A 25,503-nucleotide genomic window follows, 5' to 3' on the forward strand; every position below is an offset into this window, starting at 1 on the left:
GGGAACCACAGTGGTAAAACATCGTGAGCTGCCCGGAAATTCCCGTGCACCTTAACACGCAAGAACGCCCCACCGCACCCCGCGCACCGGGGTAGTGGGGCGTTTGCAGTGGACGTTTAGCCGCGAATATCCTCGTACAGGACGGTGGAAATGTAACGCTCACCGAAATCGGGGACAACGGCGACAATCAGTTTGTCTTTATTCTCAGACTTCTTGGCTTCCTCAACAGCCGCATACACCGCTGCACCCGAGGAGATACCGCCCAGGATACCTTCTTCGGTAGCCAATGCACGAGAGGTGCGGATGGCATCTTCGCCGCTAACGGCGATAACTGCATCATAAATATCACGGTTGAGAGTATCAGGCACGAAATTCGCCCCCAGCCCCTGAATCTTGTGCGGGCCAACGCGCCCCTCGGAAAGCAGCGGAGAATCCTGAGGCTCAACGGCCACGATCTTCAGGTTCGGGTTTTTCTCCTTCAGATACTTACCCGCACCGGAGATGGTGCCGCCGGTACCAATACCAGAGACAAAAATATCAATCTTGCCGTCGGTAGCGTCCCAAATTTCGGGGCCGGTGGTCTTGTAATGGATTGCGGGGTTAGCCTCGTTTGAGAACTGGGACGCGAGAACCGCGTTATCGGTGCTCTCAACAATCTCTTTAGCCTTCTCCACGGCACCCTTCATACCATCGGTACCGGGGGTGAGCACAATTTTCGCACCGTACGCACGCAGTAGGACACGACGTTCGGCTGACATGGTCTCGGGCATGGTCAGAATAACGTTGTAGCCGCGTGCTGCCCCCACCATCGCTAGGGCAATGCCAGTGTTACCGGAGGTGCCCTCAACAATGGTGCCGCCGGGCTTCAATGCACCAGCTTCCTCAGCAGCGTCAATAATGGCGCGGCCAATGCGATCCTTTACAGAACCAGCGGGGTTGTAGAATTCAAGTTTGACCGCAATATTGCCGGGCAGACCCTCGGAGAGTCGGTTCAAACGGACAAGCGGAGTCTGGCCGATAGCATCGACGATGCTGTTAACGATTTGCGCCATGAATCTAATTCCTTTGTTTGATTTTATTTCTTCGTCAGTAACTCTACCCCCATAAGGTGCCGGTGTAACGCTGGCTGTCACAGTTCGTAACAGAGGCACGGGGGTACAGATAAAGTGGGTCTTCAGATACGCGGATTAGAAAGAAGCTGTTTTCCCGGGAGACCAGCTGGATGGCAGGGAGCTGCTGCTAAGTATCTTCCACTTGCCGTTGGCGTATTCAAAATACCCTTTATTTTCTGTGTCGGTACCGTTGAGACTGTTAAAGTTTACGGATTGGTGGCTTGTTTTGTCGTACAGGCGGGCGGCAGAGTCCGTTTCAAACTTTATAGTCCACACATAGGTATTGTCTTTGGGCCCTTCAAACGGCATGTCGTCCATGATGGATACCGTCAGCGGAGCGTAAGTGTCGCTAATGAGCCACCTATCACTAATATCACGATACGTACTGTTGCTGGGGGAGGAGGAATCCGTATACCCTGCCTCAGTCCACGGAGACGTAAAGCCTTTAAACACGAGGTAGTTATAGTAGGCTGCGCGAAAGCCGATAAATTTGTACAACCCTTCGGCTGTACGTTCGTGAATCCCGGCGGGGGCCACCGGCTCCGGAATATTAGCGGGAGGATCCTGCTCTGTACCGGGTTTGTACAGGGCGGCGGCTATGCCCTTGTAGGAGTTAAAGTTAATTTTCCCTTTATAGGAGCTTTGAGCGGAACACGCGCTCAGTAAACTAATGCCAGCTATACCAAATACACCGAAGGCAGTGCGGCGAGTCACGGAAGAAGGAATGAGGGAACCTCTCTACTTACGACACTGATGATATAACTATATACCCCGCAGCTTCTTGCGCAAACGTGCGACACATACTGAAAAATACGTTAATTACACACCCGAAGACGTGTTGGTGTTGGCGGTAAACTCCGAAAAATCAATCACCCATTTATGATCCTCATACCGCGCTTTTAACGGGCCTGACCTGGTAACACTATTAGTAGCGCTGGCTGGGGTCTCGCGTACTTTCCCGGAGATAACCTCAAAATCACCGAATTTAATGAAATACTCCATTGGCCACTCATACACATCCTCTTCCTTCTTTTGGGGGTGCGGGGTGTGTATGGTGCAGTGGTACCGAACCTTTGAGAACCAGCTATTGCCGCTGCCGATCATCCGATCCAGCTCCTCTTGGGTAAGGCCCTTGTATCGTTCCATATAGGGTTGCGCTTCGCCTGTGTTTCTGCTTTCAATAATGTACTCTGTGAAAGCAAAAATATAGCCAATAGTGCTGTACAGCCCAGCCACTGAGCGTTCATCCGCATGGGCAGGAAGCACCGGAACCGGCACGTTCTGGGCGGGTTCAGATCGGGTTGCTTCCCGGTAGTCGCCATTCTGACGGTAGCTGTCGAACTTCAGTTCTCCGCTGTAATCATATTGCCGATCAAGCCACATATTGCTGGTGCTGCACCCCGCAAGGAGCAGAGCGCCGCCGCAACCGGCTAGGGCAAACAAAGACCGTCGATTCATGGAAGTAGGCACGGTGATCAGGGATCCTTTGAACACACGAAGTTGAGATACCTCAAACATTATAAGAGGCCGCACCGAAACCCCAAAAGACGGGGGCTAGGCCCCAATAACCAACCCTGCAGCACCGTAGACCTTAGATAGTTTTTGACCCGCCCGAAGACCTGCTGTTTGTATCGTCGCTGAGTAACTCGTCGAGATTGAGACGCCACACGCCATCACTGTACCTCGCTTTTATGGTGCCTTCGTATTTTTGTTCCCGCCTTTCAGCTGGTATCTCCCGTGCACGCCCGGCAGATACCAGGAAGCTCCCCAGTTTCGCCGTCATTATGGCTGGCCACGAGTACGTATCGCCCTCACGCGTTGGCATAGGATCCTTCAACGTAAACCTGATATCGGGAGCCTCAGACCATATCTTGTAATCGCTAGAATCACTAGAATCGCTAGAGTCACTAGAAGACTGTGAACCCGTATCAAGGCGTTTATGATATTCGCCATCAAGCAGATTCCGGCCCGTATCACCGGTTTGGTAGGCATATGTAACACTCGCAGCTATAAAACCAATGGTGGAATATAGGCCCGCCACTGTGTGCTCATTAACGTTGTGTGGAAGTGTTGGTACGGGAGCATTCTTAGCGGGCTCAGTGCGGGTAGGTGCCGTATATTCACCTTCGCGGCGGAAACTGTCGAACGATACCTCACCGCTGTAATCTGTGCGCTCTGCGGCCACCACAGACGCCCCGGAGCTGCAAGCGCTTAAAAACAGGATGGAGGCACCCCCAACTGCGCCAGTAAATAAAAAACGACGAGACACGGAAGCAGACATCGGGACGCCTTTCAGTTGAAGTAGCTAGCATGATTATAGCTTTTACCCACTCAAAAGTTGGGGATATGCAAGCCACTTTCATCTACTGAAACATCAGTGCCCCAGCGGATTAGGCGAACCCTTCCCGGCGGGGCACACACATCAGGAAACCCTGCCGGGAAGAGAATGAACGAACCTAGTTAATATCCATATTCAGATCCCAAATACCGTTCATATAGGTGCCTACAGCCTCACCAGACATGTAGATATGGCGTTTATCGGCGGGCGTATCCTGCAGCGTACCCTTACGGTAAATCTTCTCGCCCACGTCAATGTTCAGCTTCACCTGCCAGTTCCACGAACCGCCAGCATACACCGGCTGCGGGGCGGTAATAATTAACGAGGCGGACGGCTTCGCATACCAGATCTTATCGGCCTCGCTTTTCTTCGTACTCTCCGCGTAGCCTTGCAGTACGTTCTTTGCCTCAGTATTGAGGGTTACCGTATTAACGTACTGCATATCGCCAGTCTGCAGCAGATAATCCACCGCTGCCCCAAACCAGGCCAATGCGCCCGCAAACCCGGCTGCATTATCTTTTTTCATGGACTCAGGCTGAACTGGGACCGGGACATTCTGCGCCGGGTGTTCCTCGGTGGCAGCCATATATTCGCCGGGCTTGTCGTATTTATCAATCTTCGCTTCACCACTAAAGTCCTTTTTCTCCTCAACGGTGGGAGAAGCTGAGGGGGTGGCGGTGGCAGACTCGGAGGGAGACGCTGAAGGCGTCGCAGAGGCACTGGCAGTTGCGGTACGGGATGCGCGGGGAGATGCGCTCTGAACCTCAAATGTACTTGAGGAAGGCTCAGAAGGAGACGGTGCAGAGGCGGTGGTAGTGGTCTGCTGCGACTCAGAACTGCACGCAGCCAAAAAAGCTGCGCTGCTGAGACCAATGACACTAAGTGCAGTGCGCCGGGTCAAGGGGGATGACATGAGAGCTATACCTTTCAAAATTTTGGTTTGCGAGTGAATATTTCGGTGATTGCTATCGTGTCGTGATAGAGAATAGCATACCCTGAAGCATGATTGACGCAGGGCGCCACGCTCGGGCTGAGCTCCGATCCTAGCGTTTCTTTGGTGTGCTCAGATTCCAGGACCCCTCAACATAGCGGCCCGTAATATCACCCTCGGATTGCACCAGTTTACGGTTCTGCGGAACCTGCGAGACTTTGCCGCGGATCAGCGCAAAATCACCCTGTTTCATGGTGAGCTTGGCGGGCCACTGGTAGCCATCAGTGTTCCTGATTGGGGCGGAAGTGGTGAGTTCAATAGTTACCGTGACCTCACTCAACCAGGTTTTATCGTCAAAAAGCTCCGCGACATCGGTGTAGCTTTTCAGATCTTCCCGGTCAAATCTGATGTCTTTCAGATGCTGGGAATCACCCGTGTTCATCATGTACTGCAAAGAAGCCGCGAAGTAACAGATTGTTGCATGAAGCCCTGCCACGGAATTCTCGCCCATATTATCGGGTTTGATAGGAACTGGCACGTTCTTCGAGGGATGCTCCTGAGTTGCTGGCTCATAGGGGCCAGCGGAGGTGTCGTATCTATCAAGTTTCGCTTCGCCTTTGTAATCTGCTCCCGCGCCGCACGAGGTGAGCGCAGCAGCCACGCCGCCTACGCCAGCTAATCCCAACGCAAAGCGGCGCGTCACGGCAGGAAACATCGTTGTCCTTTCACAGATTTATAGAACCCTAAAACAAATGCAATGATAGTTTACGCACAAAATATGAGGGCGACAAAGCCCACCGTAATGGTTATGTATTATTGGGACGCGCGCGGGCTTGCCGACGGTGAAGGGTCGTCATCTTCATCGCCTTCCCACCGGAATTCCCAGCGCCCCTGCTGGTAATTGACAAGGCCAACAACCTCTTTATCGTAATGCTGGTCTTGAGGCGAAAGCTCCGTATATTTTCCGTCTTTTACCGCGAAAGAGCCCAGATCGTTAACGATGCGCAACGGCCAGCGGTACTGTGAGCCTTCCTGAGTGGGCTGCGGGGTAATGAGCACAATCTTGAAACTTGGGTTTGCGTACCAGAGCGTACCGTTTTTAGTTTCTGCCCCCATTTTCTCGAAACTTTTATAGCTCTCATTCGGCCATTTGAGGGCGCGTATGGGTGAGGGGTCTCCGGTGATATTGAGGTAGGTTAGGCACGCGGCGTAGTAGGCAATTGTGGCGTGCATCCCCGCCACCGAATCTTCATACATATGCTCCGGAACCACCGGCTTTGGTACGTTCTTGGCGGGATGCTCTTTAGTTGCTGGCTCGTAGGTGCCCGCCGACGTATCATATTTTTCAAGTTTCGCCTCCCCGCTGTAGTCCTTAGCAGCAGACGTGGGGGAGGCGCTTGGCGCCGCCGTCTCATCACTCTCAGGTGTGGTGCTCTCGGCCGCCGAGGGGTTCTCCGCTAGGGCTGGCTTGGCGGGCGCCGACACTATAGCGCCGGAGCACCCGCTGGTAAAAAGAACACTAGCGACCGAAAACATGCCCAAAACCGTGCGGCGAGTAATGGAAGAGGCCAACGCAGCCATCCTTTCCGGCCTGAACCGACCGTGAGGGGCGGAAGGTGTGGGGACACCTAGAAACAATTAGATGAAGTTGCCGCCACCCGATGATGAGGAAGAGGAAGAACTTTCGGACGGTGATGGGCTGCTAGAGGAAGACGAGGAGCTGCTGCTCGACGACGGGCTGCGGGTTGGCGAAGAGCTGCTGGAACTACGCGAATGCCATATGATCGTCCAGTGCCCGCCCTCGTATGTACCCACAGCCATTTGGCGTGATTCACCATACCGGCTGTATGAAGATAGTGACCTGTACTCACCATCTTTCACAATGAAAGGCCCCTGATCCGTCTTAGCGGTAAACGGCCACATATACTTATCGCCGCTTTTTGTCGGCTCGGGGCTATTGAGGTAAATCTTCACTTCGGGAGAACCGTACCAGCTTCGTTTCTCCCGGATGACCGCACCTTTGCTTTCATACTCCGACAATGTGTTCTCTGGCAGACGTACCTCACGCAAAAACTCGGTTTCCCCGGTCAAATAGTAGTATTTCAAAGCTGCCGAAAGGTACCCTAACGCCGCTTTCAGACCCTCGGTTGAGTTTTCGCTCATCTTCTCGGGCTTAACCGGTTTAGGCACGTTTCTTGCCGGGTGTTCCTTGGTGGCTGCCTCAAAGTTGCCCGCTGATGTGTCATATTTATCAATCTTGGCTTCGGAAGAATAGTCAGAACTACTCGACGAAGATGAAGATGATGATGAGGGAGAAGCCGAGGTAGACGAGGCCGAAGAGGAGCTGGGGGAGGCCTCGGAACTCGTTGTCGCAGGCTCGGAAGAATCACTCGAGGAAGGGGTGTGCGTCTTAACGGAAGTAGAAGAAAAAATAGAATTGGAACACCCTGAGACAGCAGCTATACCGGCTACGGTGAAAAAACCTAAAGCTGTGCGGCGCGTCAAGTCGGAAGTCATATACCCAATCTTTCACTCGGCGAGGTTGAGATACATCAACTATACCGCCCGCACATCTGCCTGTGGGGGTGCGCCACCTTATAGCTTACGGCGAAAATCCTGGGAACCAATATCAGGCAGGCTCGTGTGAAGGTTATGCCGGGGCAGTGGTGCCAGCGGCAGCCTCTGGAACCTTACCGCGTGTCTCGGGCAGCAAGTCGTACGTCATGTGCCACGAACCCTGGTCATACACTACAAACAGCGGATCGGTATCGACCGCGAAATTAGATTTAAAATCTTCGTAAATAGTGTTTGCGGCCCCCACCATCCGGGCCTGCGGGTCAAACCCCGGTGTGCACTTCCAGATGTAGGTGTTCTCGCTCTCGCCTTTTGTCGGTTGCTCAGTATCCAACGACAGGGTAAACGGGTGTGCCGTGGAGCTACGCAGCCATGCACCCTTCGCGTACAGTTCCCCCAGCTCCTTCGCGTCCTCCTGCGACTGGGCGTCAGTGACCTTATTGAGCGCTGAAGCATCACCGGTTAATAACAGGTAATTATGCGCAGCAACCCAGAACCCAATGAAGTTATACAGCCCCTCAACATTTGGTTCGGTCATGCCGTGAGGCTCCTGCGGGGCGGGCACATTCTTGGCTTTCGCATTGTCATTCCCAAGAACCACAGCCTCCACATCCCCAGAGTATGAGGTGAATTTCACGTCTCCCCGGTACCCCGGCGACTGTGTGGGCGCGGGGGTGAGGGACTGCGAACCTGCCTGCGGCCGCTGCTCGTTAGCTGAGGTGGAGTTAATCGTATCCAGCAGGAAAGCGCCTCCCACTCCCACCGACGTCAGCCCCGCAGCAGCTATTGCAGTTCTACGGGTGAGTGCAGCTCGGGACATAGCGACGGCTCCTTTCAACGGGAATAATCCTCATTATTCTATACCTACTCTAGCGTGCCCACCCCCATCATCTTGAGGCCGCAAACCGGTGACTACGCAGACGCTTGTCTCACGCTGTTTTACCCCAACCTGCGCTGATGCACACAAGGTGTTCCCGGGATTGTAAAACCCGGGGGATACGTTCAAAAATATATCTGGAACATCACATAGTTTATAGTCCACCGCACCTGAGGCACATTATGGGTTATACGCTACCGGCCCTAGAGCAGACGCACACTATTGTGGGTCTAGCGAGAGGCAGGAACGGTCACAACTTTCGCAGGAACCGTGGGAGTCACCTGGGGCAGGGCTGTGCGTCGGGGACTGGCTGACGGATCGTACTGCTCAGCTGAAATAATCCACCACTGTTCACCCTCCCACATACCGTACAGTGTACGCATTGCGCGGGCTTCCTCCGTGGGCAGGACAGTATTCGTGTTAGCGGCAGCATTAACCAGCACACCGCTCTCTTGCTTCACTGAGCAGGCCCAAGCGTACTTATAGCCCTTCTCATCCGGTTGTTTCTCGGTGAGGGAGACTGTCCACGAACCACCCACAATCCACTGCGTCGTACTCATGTACAACTGCTCATACCCCTGCAACTGTGCAATAGCGGGCTGGTTCTGCGGATGCACCACCTTCAATGCTGGTTTCATATCGCCTGTAGCTCGCGCATAATTGAGTGCCGCAATATAGTAAGCGAACGTGAATCTTAGTCCCGAGGTGTCCTCATCACGCATATAGTCGTACTCGGTGGGTACGGGAACATCTGTGGCTTTCGACTGCAGCGATGCAGGGTTGCCGGTAGGTGCCGCCGTTGACCCGGCTGAAGGCTGAGGGCCAGCGGATCTGTAATGCTGCCACAGCAGCTCCCCGGAGAGGTTCTCCCGGGTATCCGCGGTGGTGGCTTGAACACTGGAACCGCCTGCCGGTACACCTGCATTGCCTGCGGTGCGGGAAGAAGAACTAGAGCCGCAGGCGGAGAGCGCCGCAGCACCCAGCGAAGAGGCTGCTCCAACCAAAAAAATACGGCGTGAGGCAACAGCAGATCGAATCATGGTGGACTATCCCTTCTAAGAACACCGCAACTTGTATACAAAGCCTATGCGGTGCAGGGTAAAACCACAAACGAATACGTCGCCAGTTCTAGAGCTGTTACTCACATCCAGCTGCCCCGGGAAGGGGTGGTGTCAGCGGCGGTGCTCATTATGCGGCTGCTACCGGGAAGACGGGGACGCAGCGGATGCTGAGGGGGCCAGCGACTCCTTCGCCGCCGAAACTTCCGCATCATCCATCATCTGCCAACCGTTGTCACCGTATTTGACGAATACATCCGCCCGGCGGGTTGTACCGTACATGTCAGTAAAAGACACGTTACGTTGTGCCTTGAGCAGGTACAGGTGAGCTTTATTATCGACCGTGTACATGGACTCCCAGCGGAATACCTCTGAAGAGCCGATCCGTACGGGCCTGTCAGTATTGAGAGTAATGCCGGTGGGGCGTTCAGTATCACACACAACCCACCCCTCATCACGAGAGTAAAGCTTCGAATAAATACCGATATTTGTGCTGTATTTATCGTTGCCTGGCAAAGCCTCAAAGAGAGAAATATCACCGGTAAGGTACATGTAGTTCTGCGCCGCGCACCAGTACTGCAGGAAGCTTAGAATGCCCTGTTCAGAAAGCTCACGCATATTTTCAGGTTCTTTAGGCTTAGCCACATTCTGGGGGCCGTGCTCCAATGTGCCAGCCTCAAACGGCCCATTTGCTGTCTCATAGTACTGGGCTGGCAGAACCACCGGACCGCGCACCTGCGAGCCTGAGGCAGAGTCCACCTGGGGAGAAGCTGCAACTGGTGAAGGCGCCGCCGAAGAAGCGGCAGCAGGACGTTTATTCGCGGTAGAAATAGAAGAACCCGCGCACGCACTCAAAAGGGAGCCAGCTCCTACGATGGCAGTCTGCGTCAGGAGCGCGCGACGAGCAAAACTATGGTGCATTTATGGGGTCCCATCCTTATCGGTGATGCGGCCAGCTAATCGGGCCATAAACACTCGCGGCTAGCACTTACTACCGTAGCAGAAGGCACCCCGCACACGCATATTGGGAAGGTGCCTGAACCAGTCGGAGTATCATTACACACACAAATCAGGATAAACTGTTTGCGTGCAACACACCGATTATACGCACCTTATGCGTGTGCGCGAACTACTCGCCCACTGTGATGTTCCCCTAGAAACCCTCAACGCGGACTTAGCCCGTGAACGTATTCGTGCGGCCAATAAACAACTTGATGACTATATTCTGCCGCGTGCTGGCAGCCTGGATGCTCCACTCACCGTGGTTGTGGGCGGCTCCACTGGTGCCGGTAAATCCACGCTGGTGAATTCGCTCCTTGGCGAGCCCCTCACCCGTGCCGGGGCCATCCGCCCCACCACCCGCCAGCCTGTTCTGCTGCATCGCTCCGAAGATGCACCCTACCTGGGATCCGAGCACTACCTGCCGAGCATGAGGCATCATAGCGTTGCCGCGGGAGAAACAGTGCCGGGAGCTGACGCACACACTGAAGCCGATGTGCTGGTGACACTACAGACCCAGACGGTACCGCCCGGCATCGCTCTTATTGATGCCCCAGATATTGACTCCGTCTCTGAGCAGAACCGGCGGTTAGCTAAAGATTTGCTCTCTGCCGCCGACCTGTGGCTTTTTGTGACCACCGCTAACCGATATGCGGACGCCGTGCCGTGGGAATTACTGCACCGGGCGGCCGAACGCAACATTACGGTGGCGGTGGTGCTCAACCGAGTACCAGAAGGCGCCGAACACGAAATAGAAGAAGACCTGCAACATATGCTCAGTGAAGCTGGGATCACCCCGGCACTGCTGGTAAGCATCCCCGAGCAGAAGCGCGATAACCGCGGCCTGCTGCCGCCCGCTGCCATAGGCCAAGTGCGGAACTGGCTAGAGCAGCTGGGGGCAGACGCACCGGCACGCGCGGCAATCGCCCGCCGTACCCTCAGCGGCGCTATTAACGGGCTGGGCGAAGACCTGCAGGTTATTGCCGCAGAACAAAAATCCCAGCACGAGACGCTCACCCGGCTCAGCACCGCAGTGGATGACGCCTACGACACCGCATTGGAGAACATCCGTGAGGCAGCCTCCGACGGTACGCTACTGCGCGGTGAGGTGCTGATGCGCTGGCAAGATTTTGTGGGCACCGGAGAGTTCTTCCGCTCACTAGAATCTGGAATCGGGCGCCTGCGGGACCGGCTAGTCGGGATCATGCGGGGCACCCCCGCCCAAGCCGCAAAAGTGGAACAGGCGTTAGAGCACGGGCTGCACGCAGTGGCCGTGGACGCTGCCGCCCGTGCCGCCGAACAGGTGCGGCGCTCGTGGGGATCAGAACGCCCGGGTGCGCTTCTTCTTGAGGAACATGATGCGGGCGTCACTGCCGAACAGGTGCAGACCGAGCAGAGCACATTCGAGACGCAGGTTGCGGAGCAGATCCGTGCCTGGCAGCAGGGAATCCTTGAGACAATCCGCGCCGAAGGCGCCGGTAAACGCCAGCGTGCACGCGTGCTCTCGCTGGGTGTTAACGCTGCCGCCGTGCTACTGATGGTCGCTGTGTTTTCCGCAACCGGTGGGCTGACCGGGCTGGAAATCGGCATCGCAGGCGGCTCCGGCGTGGTGGGATCTAAGCTTCTGGAGTCGGTATTCGGTGAGGACGCTGCCCGCCGGATGGCCCAGCGTGCCCGCATCGACCTCATCGAGCGGATGCAAAACCTGCTGGATGTACACCGGCAGCGGTTCACCGATTCCCTCAATACCGTTAATGCGGGGCCTGAGCCAGCCCAGGTTCTTGAGGCCGCACAGCAGACACACCGTATTGGTCATGAACTAGCCGTGGACGGCAGCCCCGCCAGCAAAGAAATAAGGGGGTAGCATGAGCGACGAACTCGTTCCTTCGAGCACCACCATGGCCCGCCAGCGAGGCGGCACACTCACAGAGCGTGCAGACTCGCTCAACGCCGCGCTTGAGGCAGGCCGTGGGCGTATCGAAACAACCCTTATAGAGCGTAGCGCCACGACCATCAGCCGTGCCCGTGAGCGTCTTAGCCTCTCAGCCGAGCACACTATCGTGGGGTTTTTCGGGGCGACTGGCAGCGGTAAATCTTCCCTTTTTAACGCTGTGGCGGGCCAAAAACTTGCCCGTGCCGCCCATGCCCGCCCCACCACGGTCGCCGCGCAGGCCGCCGTATGGGGTAGGGAAGGCAGCGAAGAGGTCCTTGACTGGCTTGGAGTCTCTGAACGGGTGTACCCGCTGGAAGACCCAGCCGAAGCACCTATAGCACCTGAAATGCTGGTGCCTGAGACACCCAGCGCCGCCCTGAATGAGACTAGGGTGCCCGCCCCCGGGCTGTGGAACCGCATCCGCACCATGGTTGGTAAAGGGCAGACCCACACCCGCTCCGGCGGGCTAATCCTGCTGGACCTACCCGATTTCGACTCGGTACGCCGCGATAACCGTGAACTGGTAGAACGCATGGTGGGGTATGTGGATGTGCTCGTATGGGTGGTAGATCCGCAGAAATACGCGGATGCGGTGCTGCACCACGAGTTTATCGAGCCCCTAGCCGCACACGGCGGCACGATGCTGTGCGTACTTAACCAGTCAGATCTGCTGGATGCACACGACCTTCCCCAGGTACTGGACTCCCTGCGGCAGCTGCTGGTTCAGGACGGTATTAGCCACCACCTGCTGGCTGAGCCGATCGCGGTTTCAGCCCGCACAGGTGCCGGGCTGGACTCCCTCAAATCGTTACTGGGGCAGGTGGCTGCCGCGAAAAGTGCCGCTTTGCAGCGGGTTACTGCCGACCTGGATGCTATCCACGGTGAGCTTTCAGACCGTAACGGCGGCCCGGTGGAGGCCTCTATTAGCGAAGAGTCGGTGGATACACTCACCGCCTCATGTTTCACAGCCAGCGGCGCGGGTACCGTGCTGGATGCAGCGGTTAGCTCCTACAAGCGCCGTGCCGGGGCGCGCACCGGGTGGATAGCGACCCGCTGGGTTGCTAAATTCCGGCCCGACCCGCTGAAGCGCCTGCACCTGGGGTACGCGGACGGCTCTGATACGCGACAGGACACCGCCGTTAATGAGCTGTTTGATGCGGAACCGGGGCAGCCTTCAGCGGCTCCCGCGCACCTGGTGGCCTCGTCATTACCCCCGCTGAGCCCAGCGCAGCGGGCATCCGTGGCGAACTCGGTACGTGCATTTGGCGCCGAAACCGCACACGGTATTGAAGAGCCCTGGAACAGCAGCATTCGTAACGCCGCCCTAGAACACGAACAGCAGCTGCCTGCCGCATTTGAACGCGCTATAGCGGGTGTTGACTACCGCACGGACCGGCGTCAGTGGTGGTGGGCGCTCCTGAATAGTGTGCAGTGGGTGGCGTTGCTGAGCGCCCTAGCGGGGGTACTGTGGCTCACCGGCATGGCGGCAGCAGCATACTTTCAGGTGCCGCTTCCGCCACCGCCCACACCGGACGGCTCACCCGTGCCGGTGCCTACTCTGCTGCTGCTCTTAGGGGTGCTATTGGGGATTGTGGCTGCGGGGGCAGGGCGGGCGCTTACCGCCATGGGCGCGCGAATATACCGTCAAAGGATACAGCGCGCCCTCACCCGGGGCCTTGAGGCCGCTCTCAACGAGCAGGTTGTGCACCCCGTCGAGAACGAAATAATGCGCCTGGAAACTTACCGTAACCACCTGCGGTAGCATCACGCGGTACGGAGAATACTCCGAACCGGGGCGTGCCGGGTTGGTGGTCTGCGTCGCCGCGTGCTAGCTGGCTCGTAACGCTGCGGTGAGCGCGGCGGCGGCCTCAAGAACGGCCTCGGCGTACATGCGCCCGGGCTGGCGGCTCATACGGTCAATAGAGCCAGCGATCGAAACTGCAGCGATAACCTTCCCAGTGGGGGAGTACACCGGGGCCGATACCGATGCGGTACCGCGCTCGCGCTCACCCACGGACTGCGCCCAGCCAATACGCCGCACCGAGGCGAGCATTGCGGCGCTAAAATGCGCATTGCGCAGCCCCTCAATAATGCGGCCTTGGTCTTCCCAAGCCAGAAGAACCTGCGCTGCCGAGCCAGCTTTCATTGAAAGCTGGGTACCCACGGGAATGGTTTCGCGCATACCCACGGGGCGTTCCGCAGAGGCCACGCAGACACGCCAGTCACCCTGACGGCGGTAAATCTGTGCCGACTCGTTGGTGGCGTGCCGTAACTTATCAAGTACCGGTGCGGCGGCAGCCAGCAGCTGGTCTTCGGCGGTGGCGGAAGCAAGCTCCGACAGACGCGGCCCCAGCATAAAACGCCCCTGCACATCCCGCGCCACAAGACGATGGTGGGTGAGTGCAACAGCGAGACGGTGTGCGGTGGGCCGGGCAAGGCCCGTGGCGTTCACCAACTGTCCAAGAGTTACCGGCCCCGCCTCAAGGCAGTCTAGAATGAGGGTGGCTTTGTCAAGCACACCCACGCCGGAGGAGCTGACCGGCTCAACCTCAACCACCCGCTGATCGTCCCTGAGCGTCTGCGGCGCCTTAAGCGGCGCCGTGACCGGAGGAACACTCCTGGTGGCATGATGAGACCCGGTAGGTTTACGAGATGAAGATGATGTGTGATTGTGTGCGGATACGGTCATACTTTCAGTGTATCTCAGAATGTGGAAGATACGTTGTACTGTGTAGACTCCCCATCAAAACAAAATCATGATGAGTACACCCCAAACACCAATAGGAGGAAAAATGGTGACTCACCCCGGTCCGCGAACTCTCGCGGAAAAAGTGTGGGACAGCCACGTGGTGGTACCCGGCGAAAACGGCAAACCCGATTTGCTGTACATCGACCTGCATCTCGTCCACGAAGTCACCTCACCCCAGGCGTTTGAAGGGCTGCGCATTGAGAACAGGCCCCTGCGCAGGCTGGATCTGACAATTGCCACCGAGGACCACAACACCCCCACCGAGAATATCTTTTCAACTATTGCGGATATCACCTCACGTACTCAGATTGAGACTCTGCGCCGTAACGCCGCTGAATTTGGGATGCGAATCCACCCCCTTGGAGATAAAGAACAGGGAATTGTGCATGTGGTTGGCCCGCAGCTGGGGCTGACCATGCCCGGGCTGACCGTGGTGTGCGGCGATTCGCACACCTCAACCCACGGTGCTTTCGGAGCGCTGGCCTTTGGTATTGGCACCTCTGAGGTTGAGCACGTGATGGCCACCCAAACCCTGCCGTTGGCGCGTTTTAAAACCATGGCCATTAACGTTGAAGGCACCCTCAAACCGGGGGTGACTGCTAAGGACATTATTCTGGCCGTGATTGCCCAGATCGGAACCGGGGGCGGTCAAGGCTACGTACTTGAATACCGTGGCTCGGCCATCCATTCTCTGTCGATGGAAGGGCGCATGACCATCTGCAATATGTCGATTGAGGCAGGTGCCCGTGCCGGCATGGTTGCGCCCGACGAAACCACCTTTGAGTACGTCAAAGGACGACCACATGCACCCACGGGGCAGGACTGGGATGAGGCGGTGGCCTACTGGAAGACCCTGCCCACCGATGAGGGGGCCGTCTTCGATCAAGAAATCTACATTAATGCGGATGAGCTGGAGCCTTTCGTCACCTGGGGCACTAACCCGGGACAGGGTATTCCCCTGAGCCAGGCCGTGCCGTCCCCCGATGACTTTGAGGACGAGAACGAAAAAGCCGCCGCCGCCCGTGCCTTAGAGTACATGAACCTCACCGCCGGAACTCCAATGAAGGACATCCCGGTAGACGTGGTTTTCTTAGGCTCCTGCACCAACTCACGTATTGAAGATCTGCGGGCCGCCGCCAATATTATTCGCGGCCGTACCATGGCCCCGGGGGTGCGGATGATGGTCGTTCCCGGCTCGCAGAAAGTCCGCGCACAAGCCGAAGAAGAAGGCCTCGATAAGGTTTTTAAAGATTTTGGCGCAGACTGGCGGTTTGCCGGATGCTCCATGTGCCTGGGAATGAACCCCGACCAGCTGGCCCCGGGGGAGCGGTGCGCCTCCACCTCAAACCGCAATTTTGAGGGGCGGCAAGGCAAAGGCGGACGTACCCACCTTGTCTCACCCCTAGTCGCCGCCGCCACGGCGGTGCGCGGAACCCTTTCCTCCCCATCTGATTTGTCTGACTACCAGCCTGCAGCGGCCTAAGGAGAACACCGTGGAACCGATTATTGAGCACACCGGAATTGGCGTTCCCCTGCGCACCTCAAACGTGGACACCGACCAGATCCTCCCAGCCGTGTACCTCAAACGCGTCACCAAAACCGGCTTCGACGATGCTCTCTTCGCCAACTGGCGTAAAGACCCCGAATTCATCCTCAACACAGAGCCTTACCGTCACGGCTCCGTGCTGGTGGTCGGGCCTGATTTTGGGACCGGCTCGTCCCGTGAGCACGCCGTGTGGGCCCTCAAAGACTACGGGTTTAGGGTGGTTATCTCGGCACGATTCGGCGATATTTTCCGGGGTAACGCGGGTAAACAGGGGCTGGTCACCGCCCAAGTTGCCCAAGACGATATTGAACTCATCTGGAAAGCTATTGAGGATGAGCCAGGAACTGAAATCACCGTAAACCTCAAAGAAAAAACCGTTGCAGTGGGGGCGCTGACGGTTCCCTTCCAGCTAGACGACTATGTGTGTTGGCGCCTCATGGAAGGTCTCGACGATATTGGCCTGACCCTGCAAAATATTGAGGCAATCAAAGCGTACGAGGCACGCAGGCCCGCCTGGATGCCCCGAACCCAGTAACCCAACACCCGTTGCCTTGCCTCCTTATATTTAGCGGCGAAGGACGTGAAGTAGCTGCTGCGAGGAACCCTAATCGCGAGATGCAGATAATTTTTAAGCTGTATGCAACAGTTTAAAAAACTTCAATCACAACTTCGTATTTCGGGTATTTAAGCTCCCACCCTTAGATGCTCCCCGCGATGCAGTACCGCCTCAGAATGGCCCTCACCGTGCGCAGCCTCTCACCGCCGCTGCACAGGGTGAACATGTTTGGAGCTACCCGGTACAGGCCGTAGAATAATGATGTCTTGTTGCGTGCATTTACCGAGTACGCACGTGCCCAGTTATACCGCTGACACCGGCGGCCGATTACTATAAGGACAATCACCATGACCCTTAATATCAGCAAGCTTCGCATTGACGGCGGAACCCCGCTCAAGGGCCAGGTGACGGTTCGCGGCGCCAAAAACCTGGTGCCCAAAGCAATGGTTGCTGCCCTGCTCGGCAGCACCCCCTCAGTGCTGCGTAACGTCCCAGACCTTAGCGATGTAGAAGTCGTAACTATCCTCGCCGAGCTGCACGGCGCGAAAGTTGATTACGACCGCGAAACCGGCGTGCTCACCCTCACCCCCGACCACAACTCCCAGACCGCCGAACGCAACGCGAAAGATATCCAGCTCTTCGGTGGTAACTCACGTATCCCCATCCTCATGGTTGGCCCGCTGCTGCACACCATTAAAACCGCGCGCATCCCCAACCTGGGCGGCTGCAAAATCGGTGACCGACCCATCGACTATCACCTCAACGCACTCCGTAAGTTCGGCGCCAATGTTACCAAAGACGATGCGAGCGGCATCACCCTGGAGGTGCCCGAAGACGGGCTCAAAGGCACTGACATTGAACTAACTTACCCCTCAGTGGGTGCCACCGAGCAGGTGCTCCTCACCGCAGTGCGCGCACAGGGCAAAACCGTACTGAAGAACGCCGCGATTGAGCCCGAAATCATTGATCTCATCGCCGTACTGCAGAAGATGGGTGCCATTATTTTCGTTAACGATAACCGCACCATCGTCATTGAAGGCGTGGATGAGCTCACCGGCTACGACCACACTGCGCTGCCGGACCGCAATGAGGCAGCGTCCTGGGCGTCAGCGGCGCTCGCTACCGGCGGCGATATTTTTGTGCGCGGTGCTGACCAGCAGGATATGACGGCGTTTCTTAATGTTTTCCGTAAGGCAGGGGGACGTTACGAAGTCATTGATCACGGGAAAGATAAGGGGATCCGCTTCACTCACCCCGGTGGTGAGCTGAAGCCGGTGGTGTTTGAAACGGACGTGCACCCCGGGTTCATGACCGACTGGCAGCAGCCGCTCGTGGTGGCGCTCACCCAGGCGAAGGGTACCTCCATTGTGCACGAGACCGTGTACGAGAACCGTTTTGGTTTCATTAACCCGCTCAAGCAGATGGGTGCCGATATTGTGGTGCTGCGTGATTGCATCGGTAACGTTTCGTGCCGGTTCTACGGCAAGAGCTTCGGCCATTCCGCCATTATTAACGGTCCCACCGCTCTGATGGCCGACAACTTCCAGGTGCCCGATTTGCGCGGCGGTTTCTCCCATGTCATTGCGGCACTGGCGGCTAAAGGAACCTCCGAAGTGAGCGGTGTTGAGGTGATTGCACGCGGCTATGAGAACTTCGAGCAGAAACTCAAGGATCTAGGCGCCACCTTTGAGGTGCTTGAACGCAAGGCCAGCGAGGCTCCCAAGCCCGATGCCAAAATTGATGTGCCCACCCCTGAGACCGTTGAGGTTCAGGACTAAATGAGCGGTCAGCAGGGAAAGAAAGCGCTGCCGACAATCGCCCCCAGCACCAGCGGCGATCGGCTGTTTAGGGTGCTGGGCACCATGGTCCGCCCCACCTACCACGCCATCGCCAGCATAAAGATTGAGGGGCGTGAGAACCTGCCGCAGAAGGGCGGGTACATTGTGGTGGCTAACCACACCACAGAGGTGGACCCCATTACCGTGGCCTACGCGCCGTTTATTAGCGGCGCTCTACCGCGTTTTCTGGCGAAAGATTCTTTGTTTCGGGCCCCGGTGCTCGGATGGCTCATGTGTAAAATGGCGCATATTCCGGTGATTCGCGGGTCTGTTGATGCCCGAAAGTCACTCATTACCGCCAGGTCTGTGGTGGAAGCAGGAGGTGCCGTGGTGATTTTCCCGGAAGGCACCACCACGCATGACCCTGATACCTGGCCGATGCAGGCGCGTACTGGCGCAGCTCGGTTGGCTTTAGCCACCGGCGCACCCGTTATACCGGTGGCGCACTGGGGAGACGAGCAGATTCTCAGCTACGAGTATGTAGACGGCCCCGACGGCAAGAAGAAGGAGAAACGCAAAGTTTCTCTGTGGCCACGTAAAACGGTGCACGTTAAAATTGGGCAGCCAATGAATATAGCGGCCCTGGTAGATGACCCGTCGCCGCAGGCCAAACGTACCCGCACCGAGCTTAATATTGTCACCGAGGCGATGATGGATGAAATCACCGCTTTGCTGGCGCACATCCGCGGGGAACAGGCCCCCAAGGGACGGTGGAATCCCAAGACGAAACGCCGTGAACTTCCGGGGGAGACCACGGGCGTGACCGGTACTCTTGGGGAACCTGACGAAAACTAGAAGGTGGTAGAGCGTGCAGAAGAGTGAACAGCGGCAGGTGCGTAAGATCGCGATATTGGGTGCCGGTAGCTGGGGCACTGCTTTCGCAAAGATCGCGGCTGATTCGGCGCGGGAGAACAATACCGGGGCGCAGGTGGTGCTCATCGGGCGAGAGGCCAGCACGATGGAGCGGTGCACTCAGACCCGTGAGAACGCACGCTATTTCCCGGGCATGAAACTGCCCGATAACCTGCTGTTCACTGCAGATGCGCGTGAGGGCCTCACCGGGGCGGATATTGTGGTGCTTGCCCTCCCTGCCCAGGTTCTCAGGTCGCAGCTGCAACTTTTCGCGCGTTTTATTGAGCCCCACGCGTTTTTGGTATCCCTGGCAAAGGGCCTGGAGACCGGCACTGGGATGCGCATGTCGCAGGTGATTACCGAGGAACTGGAGGAGGCGCTGGCAATGCGCGGCGTTGATATCCGGGCGATCGGGCATATTCCGCACCGCGTGTGCGTGCTATCTGGCCCCAATTTAGCCACCGAAATTATGGGGGAGGAACCTACCGCTTCGGTGATTGCGGCCCGAACTTTACCGGTCGCTGAGATTGTCGCTAAATCTTGTGCGTGCAGCTATTTCAGGCCCTACACCAATACGGATGTGGTAGGCACTGAAATTGGGGGGCTGGTTAAGAATGTGATTGCCCTGTGCGTTGGTATGTGCGAAGGCCGCAACTATGGCGATAACTCAAAAGCATCTGTGATGACACGTGGCCTTGCTGAAACCACCCGTTTGGCGGTGGCTCTTGGCGGTGAGCCTGCCACAATGAGCGGCCTGGCTGGTATGGGCGATCTGATTGCCACCTGCTCCTCACCGCTATCACGGAACCACACGGCGGGCCGTCTGCTGGCTGAGGGGGTTACCCCGGACCGGCTGGGGGAGCATATGAGCCAGACCGCTGAGTCCATTAAATCGGCTCCGGTATTGGCGCAGTTGGCGCGCCGCCACGGTGTGGAGATGCCCATTGTGGAGGCCGTGGTTGCGGTGCTGACCGGGCGTATTAGCGTGGAGCAGCTAGCGCCGCTGCTGCTGGGGCGTTCCCTTAAACATGAAGGGCATTAAGAGCGCGCAATGAACCTGAGCTCGGTAACCATCGCCGTGTTGGGCTCCGCAGGGTATGGGGCGCTGTGTGCTGCAGCTACAGGGTCGGTAGCTCACAAGACCGAGTGTGATCGCCCGGTATACCTGTGGGAACCCGCCGATACGGGAGAAACCACGCACCAGCTTCCGGTGACTTACACCACCGATATATACGAGGCTCTTGAGAGCGCCGATATTGTGGTGGTTCCCTGGGACGAACAGGCTGATTCGTGCCCCGAGGAGATGACGGGGGTCATGGCATTCCGCCGATGGGCATACCTGCTGCCTCAAACCGCTATAGTGCTCGCAGCCGCAGGTTCTGCCGAGGACACCATGAACGTGTCTGAGCATCTGCAGCAGATACTGCACACTGAGTTTCCAACGCGGCGTGAACGTGTGGCGGTGCTAACTATTACCGCTCGTCATCTGGCGGGTACAGGTGTGATGGAACCGGTAAAAACTCACCCCAGGCGCCCCCGCACCGCCACTCTCACCACCGACGATGAGCACATGCATCAGCTGATTACCGCCCTATTTGATGGGCCTGTGCTGCGTATTCACCGTGCGCCATGACCCCGGTATCTGCGGTTACCGCAGCTTGGGTACTAGTGTCAGAAAGGCCCGTAAGAGACGATACAATGGGCTGTAAGTGGGGCGGGTACGCCCCGAAACGAACCGGGAGAAACAATGACCGATAAAATTACCGTGGCTCTATTGTGTGGTGGGCGTTCTTCGGAGCACTCTATTTCGCTGATTACCGCCGTGGGGGTGCTTGGCGCGATAGATACCGCCAAATACGAGGTGGTACCTGTGGGCATTACCAAGGACGGCCGCTGGTACCTGACGGATGCTCAAGAATTGGAGAAGCTCACCGCAGGATCGGATATGGCAGAGTTCACCGGCAGCGCACAGCAGGTGTTTTTGCCGTTGGGCGCGGGGGATTCCCGGCTGCATCTTGTAGACTCGGCGGGGCACCTTGAGTTTGGCCCCGCCATTAATGTTGTGTTCCCGCTCCTGCACGGGCCTTTTGGTGAAGACGGCACAGTTCAGGGCCTGCTTGAAATGGCGAACCTGCCCTATGTGGGGTGCGGGGTGACCGCCTCTGCCGTGGGTATGGATAAACACTTTATGAAGGTTGCGTTTGCTGATGCCGGGCTGGAAGTTGGCCCGTATGAGGTGGTCACAGACCGCCAGTGGCGCCATGACCGTGACGGGGCGCTGGAACGTGTGGCCCGGCTGGGTTACCCAATGTTTGTCAAGCCTGCTCGTGCAGGTTCGTCGTTCGGCATCACGAAGGTAGACACAGCTGAGCAGCTGGTGCCTGCAATTGAGCAGGCGCGCGTGTATGATCCGAAAGTGGTGATTGAGGCCGGTATTGTGGGCCGCGAGATTGAGTGCGGTATTTTGGATGGTCATAATGGCGATATGCCCCGCGCATCATACCCCGGCGAGATTGAGATGCAGGGGGAGCAGGGAGGCTTCTACGATTTTGAGGCCAAATATGTGTCGAAGACTACCGCTGTGACCCGCTGCCCCGCTAACCTACCCCCCGAGGATCTGGAGCGTATGCGTCAGCTGGCGGTCAAGGCATTCTTGGCGCTGGATGGCGAAGGTATCTCCCGAGCTGATTTCTTTTACACCCCCGATGCTCGCCTGATCGTTAACGAGGTGAACACCATGCCTGGGTTCACGCCGATCTCGATGTATAAGACCATGTGGGAGAAAACCGGGATCGAGTACAAGGATCTTATTGATGAGTTGCTGATGCTGGCGCTGGAACGCCCAGTAGGCCTGCGGTAGTGAGCGAAAAACTTCACATGATGCGCTACAGCGTTTATTGCACACGCCCCGCTTTAAGGTGTTGTATACCGAAGCAATAGGGGGCAGCTGCATTGCTTTTGTTGTGGGGCGCTGGTTTCCGTAGCGGCGAAGCCCGCGCCCCACTAACGCATATAATGACAGATATGGGATGAGCCACAGTGTCAAATATCTCATTTTCATTGGGTTAGCCTTGCCTGAGTGGTAGCATGGAGACACCGGCTGATAAGTCTAGGCTAAACACTATGTGTGTCTAATAGCCGGTTCTGAACTCTTCTCCGTGGTTGGAAAAGGGGAATTACTCACATTACATATCATTGAGGATGAACAATGACTTATTCTCACAAGAGCCCTATGCATAAACTTCTGGCATCTGCAGGCGCCGTCTCTATCGTCGCTGCTTCTTTCGCGGCTGTTCCCGCATCGTTCGCGGCTGAGAATCCTCCTGCAGCAGCAGCTGAGAACAACGATTCTTGCCGCCACGTTGCCGCTACCGCAACCAGCTACCAGGGCCTTCCCGGTGAATATCAGCTGGCGTATTCGAACGGCAACCTGTACACCACGTTCGCTAATGGCCGCCCCCCGATTTTGACCGGCGGTATTGGTGTGTGGCATGAAAACGCCGCAGGCCCCAGCCTCACCCAGGTGCTTCAGCCCTCCACCGTGGATTTCACCCCGCGCGGCGCTAACGCCCCCACCGGTAAGCAGGTGGCAGCTCCTTACGGTATCGCAGTGGACGAGGCTAATGGCACTATCTGGGTGACTCAGACTCGTAGTGACGCCGTTTCTGTGTATGACATTAACACCAAGCAGCTGGTGTGGAGCAGCTATAACGAGGCTAACCCTTCTGAGGGTGCTGTGAAGCATCCGCGCGAAGTTAAGGTTGATGCCGCCTCAGGCCGGGCCTTTGTCTCGGGTTCCGGCGGCGTGACCGTCTTCGACCTGAAGACCCACGAGGTTATCAAGAAGATTGCGTTCACCAATAACGGTGAAGAGGACATCGCCATGAACATGGAACTTGATTCATCCGGCGGTAAGCTTTATGTCCCGGCTATGGGCGCTGGCACGTTGAATGTGATTAACACCGGCACATTGGAGAACGAGAAGACTATCACCCTGCACAAGGACGTGGATAGTGCAGCTCTGCGCCCCTCGGATGTGACCATTGATAAGTCCCTGCAGGAGATTTATGTCTCCTCCCAGGGTGAGATGGATCGCCAGAGCGGTGTATCTAAAGGCAACGCCGGGGTAACCGTCTATGACTTGAACACTGGTGAGTACAAGAAGAGCATCCAGTTCGGTAAGCAGACCCTGTCCATTACCGCCGATGAGAAAAACGACCTGGTGTACGCCACCGATTTCGCCACCGGCAAGGTGGGTGTCATTGACGCCCGCACCGGTACCGTATCTGCTGAGGTGAATGCCGGTAAGAACGGCGCTAACGATGTGCTGGTCACCCCCGAGGGTACCGCTTATGCTGTTACGCGTGATGCCTATGCTGAGGGTATTAAGACGGACTACACCATTGACCCGAAGACTGGGCAGTACCGCGAATCCACAACCGAGCCCAAGGGCAAGGACGGTGCAGAGAGCCCAATTAACGCGAATTCACTGGTGAAGATTAACACCACCGTGACCGAGAAACCCGCCGCTAAACCGGACCAGGGTGAACAGGTTACCGCCGCCGCTGATGACGGTGCTACCGCTTCTGTGCAGAAGGTTGTACAGGAGAAAGGCAAACTGACCATCACCGGTAAGGCATTCAAAGATAAGGAAGGCGGACCTTCCAAGATTGCCGTGAAGTTCGATGGCGGTGCTACCCCCGTTGAGGGTAAGGGACACATCTTTGTGGATGCTGATGCTGATGGCAACTTCTCGGCCACCATTTCAGTACCGGAGCAGTGGACCGCTGGTTCCAAGCACAGCATTACCCTGCTGACTGGTTCAGGCAACCGTAAGGATCCTATCCGCTCGCTCACCTTGGACGTAAACGTTGAGGCTGCTGGCGGTAACCAGGATAAGGACACCTGCGCCCCCGCAGAGACCGCTCAGGTAACCCCCACCAAGTCCACGAACGAGGTCACCTACCCCAAGGGCACCCCCACCACTCCCACGAAGCAGGCGGACCCCAAGATTCAGGCGTCCAAGACCGAGCTTGATACGGCAGCTGACAATAACGAGCTGCAGGTAAACGGCAGCGGCTTCTACGGTCACATCACCTCAAAGGGTGTGCGTGTAGGGGTGTACGAGGCTGACGCTTCGGGCAAACCCATGGGTGAGTCGATTGTGGATGAGAAGCTTATCAACGCTTCTGACGTTAACGATGGTCGTTTCTCAGTGACGCTGAACATTCCCGGTAGCAAACTGGACGCCTCCAAGAAATACGTGGCTGTAGCTGCCACCGTCTCGGCTGAGGCCGGGATGCATGCGGAAACCCCGCTGACCGTCAAGCCTGCGGATCAGAAGCCCGACGTTAAGCCGATTCCTAATACTCCTCTCTACAAGGACGTGAACCAGGATACGGCATTCTACGCTGAGATTCAGTGGTTGGGTTCTCAGAACATCACTACCGGTTACCCGGATGGTACGTTCCGTCCTGGTCAGAATGTTGAGCGTGCTGCGATGGCTGCGTATTTCTACCGTATGGCTGGTTCTCCCGAGGTTACTTTGCCGAAGGAGTCTCCGTTTAAGGATGTGGATCCGTCGTTCCCGTTCTATAAGGAGATTGTGTGGATGCATCAGAGGGGTATTACTACTGGTTATTGGGATGGTACGTTCCGTCCGCATGATCCGGTGAATCGTGATGCGATGGCGGCGTTCTTCTACCGTTATGCTGGTGCTCCGGGGTATACGGCTCCGGTGAACTCACCGTTTAACGATGTGCAGAATGGTGATGCTTTCTATCAGGAGATTACTTGGCTGAAGCAGCAGGGTATTACGAAAGGCTGGTCTGACGGCACTTACCGTCCGGGTGAGCCTATTCACCGTGATGCAATGGCCGCGTTCATTCACCGCTATAGCGCTATCGTAAAGAAGTAACGCTAATAGCTAGCGAAGAGGCTGCCTCTAAAATACCCAATCTGTTGAATAAAACCAGCAGATTGGGTGTTTTTATACCCTATATATAAATAAGTATTCAGTTATATGCGATGGAGAAATAAAATATGATGGCGAACCTCAAGCCGGGTGTATAAGCCCCATCACGACTGCTTAAATAATGCTATAAATTCCGCTATAAAGGCGTAATAGCGCGGGGGAGCTA

At 56.7% G+C, this 25,503-nt stretch carries 22 protein-coding genes; 10 read left to right on the forward strand and 12 right to left on the reverse strand.

Going from position 1 to position 25,503, the window contains the following annotated elements:
- Positions 1-116 precede the first annotated feature (116 nt).
- From cysK to I6I94_RS10995, 11 genes are all read right to left on the reverse strand, one after another.
- Complete coding sequence (gene cysK / locus I6I94_RS10945; RefSeq protein ID WP_126500175.1) at positions 117-1,052, reverse strand: cysteine synthase A; 936 nt, start codon at positions 1,050-1,052, stop codon at positions 117-119.
- 135 nt (positions 1,053-1,187) lie between these two features.
- The gene (locus I6I94_RS10950; protein ID WP_201620702.1) at positions 1,188-1,826 is read right to left on the reverse strand and encodes a DUF6318 family protein; all 639 of its coding nucleotides are present in this window, start codon (positions 1,824-1,826) and stop codon (positions 1,188-1,190) included.
- Positions 1,827-1,931: 105 nt separating this feature from the next.
- A complete protein-coding gene (locus tag I6I94_RS10955) occupies positions 1,932-2,582 on the reverse strand; it encodes a DUF6318 family protein (RefSeq protein ID WP_201620703.1) in 651 nt (216 codons plus the stop codon).
- Between the two features lie 121 nt (positions 2,583-2,703).
- Entirely contained in the window at positions 2,704-3,393 is a 690-nt protein-coding gene (locus I6I94_RS10960) for a DUF6318 family protein (RefSeq protein ID WP_201620704.1), read from the reverse strand.
- Positions 3,394-3,568: 175 nt separating this feature from the next.
- Positions 3,569-4,363 carry a DUF6318 family protein gene (locus I6I94_RS10965; RefSeq protein ID WP_201620705.1) on the reverse strand — a complete coding sequence of 265 codons (795 nt, stop codon included), beginning with the start codon at positions 4,361-4,363 and terminating at the stop codon, positions 3,569-3,571.
- Between the two features lie 130 nt (positions 4,364-4,493).
- Positions 4,494-5,096 carry a DUF6318 family protein gene (locus I6I94_RS10970; RefSeq protein ID WP_126500172.1) on the reverse strand — a complete coding sequence of 201 codons (603 nt, stop codon included), beginning with the start codon at positions 5,094-5,096 and terminating at the stop codon, positions 4,494-4,496.
- Between the two features lie 98 nt (positions 5,097-5,194).
- Positions 5,195-5,962, reverse strand: a complete 768-nt coding sequence (locus tag I6I94_RS10975) for a DUF6318 family protein (RefSeq protein WP_201620706.1) — start codon at positions 5,960-5,962, stop codon at positions 5,195-5,197.
- Positions 5,963-6,019: 57 nt separating this feature from the next.
- The gene (locus tag I6I94_RS10980) at positions 6,020-6,898 is read right to left on the reverse strand and encodes a DUF6318 family protein (protein ID WP_201620707.1); all 879 of its coding nucleotides are present in this window, start codon (positions 6,896-6,898) and stop codon (positions 6,020-6,022) included.
- Positions 6,899-7,031: 133 nt separating this feature from the next.
- On the reverse strand, positions 7,032-7,775 hold the full coding sequence (locus tag I6I94_RS10985) for a DUF6318 family protein (RefSeq protein WP_201620708.1): 744 nt from the start codon (positions 7,773-7,775) through the stop codon (positions 7,032-7,034).
- A 287-nt stretch (positions 7,776-8,062) separates the two neighbouring features.
- Positions 8,063-8,872, reverse strand: a complete 810-nt coding sequence (locus I6I94_RS10990) for a DUF6318 family protein (protein ID WP_128087889.1) — start codon at positions 8,870-8,872, stop codon at positions 8,063-8,065.
- A gap of 159 nt (positions 8,873-9,031) precedes the next feature.
- Entirely contained in the window at positions 9,032-9,811 is a 780-nt protein-coding gene (locus I6I94_RS10995) for a DUF6318 family protein (protein ID WP_172425681.1), read from the reverse strand.
- A 166-nt stretch (positions 9,812-9,977) separates the two neighbouring features.
- Between I6I94_RS10995 and I6I94_RS11000 the strand changes: the two genes are divergently transcribed.
- Together I6I94_RS11000 and I6I94_RS11005 are read left to right on the forward strand one after the other, a co-directional pair.
- Entirely contained in the window at positions 9,978-11,753 is a 1,776-nt protein-coding gene (locus I6I94_RS11000; RefSeq protein ID WP_201620709.1) for a dynamin family protein, read from the forward strand.
- Between the two features lies 1 nt (position 11,754).
- Entirely contained in the window at positions 11,755-13,584 is a 1,830-nt protein-coding gene (locus tag I6I94_RS11005; protein ID WP_201620710.1) for a GTPase, read from the forward strand.
- A gap of 66 nt (positions 13,585-13,650) precedes the next feature.
- On the opposite strand, the gene I6I94_RS11010 is transcribed toward I6I94_RS11005, so the two are convergent.
- Positions 13,651-14,511 (reverse strand): IclR family transcriptional regulator, encoded by an 861-nt coding sequence (locus I6I94_RS11010; RefSeq protein WP_080727453.1) that lies wholly within the window; start codon positions 14,509-14,511, stop codon positions 13,651-13,653.
- Between the two features lie 103 nt (positions 14,512-14,614).
- Between I6I94_RS11010 and leuC the strand changes: the two genes are divergently transcribed.
- The 8 genes from leuC to I6I94_RS11495 all read left to right on the forward strand — a co-directional run bounded on the left by leuC (position 14,615) and on the right by I6I94_RS11495 (position 25,280).
- A complete protein-coding gene (gene leuC, locus I6I94_RS11015; RefSeq protein ID WP_201620711.1) occupies positions 14,615-16,054 on the forward strand; it encodes a 3-isopropylmalate dehydratase large subunit in 1,440 nt (479 codons plus the stop codon).
- A 10-nt stretch (positions 16,055-16,064) separates the two neighbouring features.
- Positions 16,065-16,652 (forward strand): 3-isopropylmalate dehydratase small subunit, encoded by a 588-nt coding sequence (gene leuD / locus I6I94_RS11020; protein WP_128087886.1) that lies wholly within the window; start codon positions 16,065-16,067, stop codon positions 16,650-16,652.
- A 368-nt stretch (positions 16,653-17,020) separates the two neighbouring features.
- Positions 17,021-18,451, forward strand: coding sequence for a UDP-N-acetylglucosamine 1-carboxyvinyltransferase (gene murA, locus I6I94_RS11025; protein WP_128087885.1), 1,431 nt, complete (start codon positions 17,021-17,023; stop codon positions 18,449-18,451).
- A complete protein-coding gene (locus tag I6I94_RS11030; protein ID WP_037235180.1) occupies positions 18,452-19,306 on the forward strand; it encodes a lysophospholipid acyltransferase family protein in 855 nt (284 codons plus the stop codon).
- 13 nt (positions 19,307-19,319) lie between these two features.
- A complete protein-coding gene (locus I6I94_RS11035) occupies positions 19,320-20,405 on the forward strand; it encodes an NAD(P)H-dependent glycerol-3-phosphate dehydrogenase (protein ID WP_037235181.1) in 1,086 nt (361 codons plus the stop codon).
- Positions 20,406-20,414: 9 nt separating this feature from the next.
- Positions 20,415-20,996: a hypothetical protein gene (locus I6I94_RS11040; RefSeq protein WP_128087884.1), complete on the forward strand. Its 582-nt coding sequence runs from the start codon at positions 20,415-20,417 to the stop codon at positions 20,994-20,996.
- A gap of 114 nt (positions 20,997-21,110) precedes the next feature.
- Positions 21,111-22,223, forward strand: coding sequence for a D-alanine--D-alanine ligase family protein (locus I6I94_RS11045; protein WP_128087883.1), 1,113 nt, complete (start codon positions 21,111-21,113; stop codon positions 22,221-22,223).
- A 348-nt stretch (positions 22,224-22,571) separates the two neighbouring features.
- A complete protein-coding gene (locus I6I94_RS11495; protein WP_236588873.1) occupies positions 22,572-25,280 on the forward strand; it encodes an S-layer homology domain-containing protein in 2,709 nt (902 codons plus the stop codon).
- Positions 25,281-25,503 lie beyond the last annotated feature (223 nt).

It is taken from the genome of Rothia aeria, from assembly GCF_016726365.1.
GTDB classification, from domain to species: Bacteria; Actinomycetota; Actinomycetes; order Actinomycetales; family Micrococcaceae; genus Rothia; species Rothia aeria.

Coding starts and splice junctions, on each gene's coding strand:
- murA (WP_128087885.1), top strand. CDS start 17,021: ATGACCCTTAATATCAGCAAGCTTCGCATTGACGGCGGAACCCCGCTC.
- I6I94_RS10985 (WP_201620708.1), bottom strand. CDS start 7,775: ATGTCCCGAGCTGCACTCACCCGTAGAACTGCAATAGCTGCTGCGGGG.
- I6I94_RS11030 (WP_037235180.1), top strand. CDS start 18,452: ATGAGCGGTCAGCAGGGAAAGAAAGCGCTGCCGACAATCGCCCCCAGC.
- I6I94_RS11005 (WP_201620710.1), top strand. CDS start 11,755: ATGAGCGACGAACTCGTTCCTTCGAGCACCACCATGGCCCGCCAGCGA.
- I6I94_RS10970 (WP_126500172.1), bottom strand. CDS start 5,096: ATGTTTCCTGCCGTGACGCGCCGCTTTGCGTTGGGATTAGCTGGCGTA.
- I6I94_RS10980 (WP_201620707.1), bottom strand. CDS start 6,898: ATGACTTCCGACTTGACGCGCCGCACAGCTTTAGGTTTTTTCACCGTA.
- cysK (WP_126500175.1), bottom strand. CDS start 1,052: ATGGCGCAAATCGTTAACAGCATCGTCGATGCTATCGGCCAGACTCCG.
- I6I94_RS11040 (WP_128087884.1), top strand. CDS start 20,415: ATGAACCTGAGCTCGGTAACCATCGCCGTGTTGGGCTCCGCAGGGTAT.
- I6I94_RS10975 (WP_201620706.1), bottom strand. CDS start 5,962: ATGGCTGCGTTGGCCTCTTCCATTACTCGCCGCACGGTTTTGGGCATG.
- I6I94_RS11010 (WP_080727453.1), bottom strand. CDS start 14,511: ATGACCGTATCCGCACACAATCACACATCATCTTCATCTCGTAAACCT.
- I6I94_RS10960 (WP_201620704.1), bottom strand. CDS start 3,393: ATGTCTGCTTCCGTGTCTCGTCGTTTTTTATTTACTGGCGCAGTTGGG.
- I6I94_RS11495 (WP_236588873.1), top strand. CDS start 22,572: ATGACTTATTCTCACAAGAGCCCTATGCATAAACTTCTGGCATCTGCA.
- leuC (WP_201620711.1), top strand. CDS start 14,615: ATGGTGACTCACCCCGGTCCGCGAACTCTCGCGGAAAAAGTGTGGGAC.
- I6I94_RS10995 (WP_172425681.1), bottom strand. CDS start 9,811: ATGCACCATAGTTTTGCTCGTCGCGCGCTCCTGACGCAGACTGCCATC.
- I6I94_RS11045 (WP_128087883.1), top strand. CDS start 21,111: ATGACCGATAAAATTACCGTGGCTCTATTGTGTGGTGGGCGTTCTTCG.
- I6I94_RS10965 (WP_201620705.1), bottom strand. CDS start 4,363: ATGTCATCCCCCTTGACCCGGCGCACTGCACTTAGTGTCATTGGTCTC.
- I6I94_RS10990 (WP_128087889.1), bottom strand. CDS start 8,872: ATGATTCGATCTGCTGTTGCCTCACGCCGTATTTTTTTGGTTGGAGCA.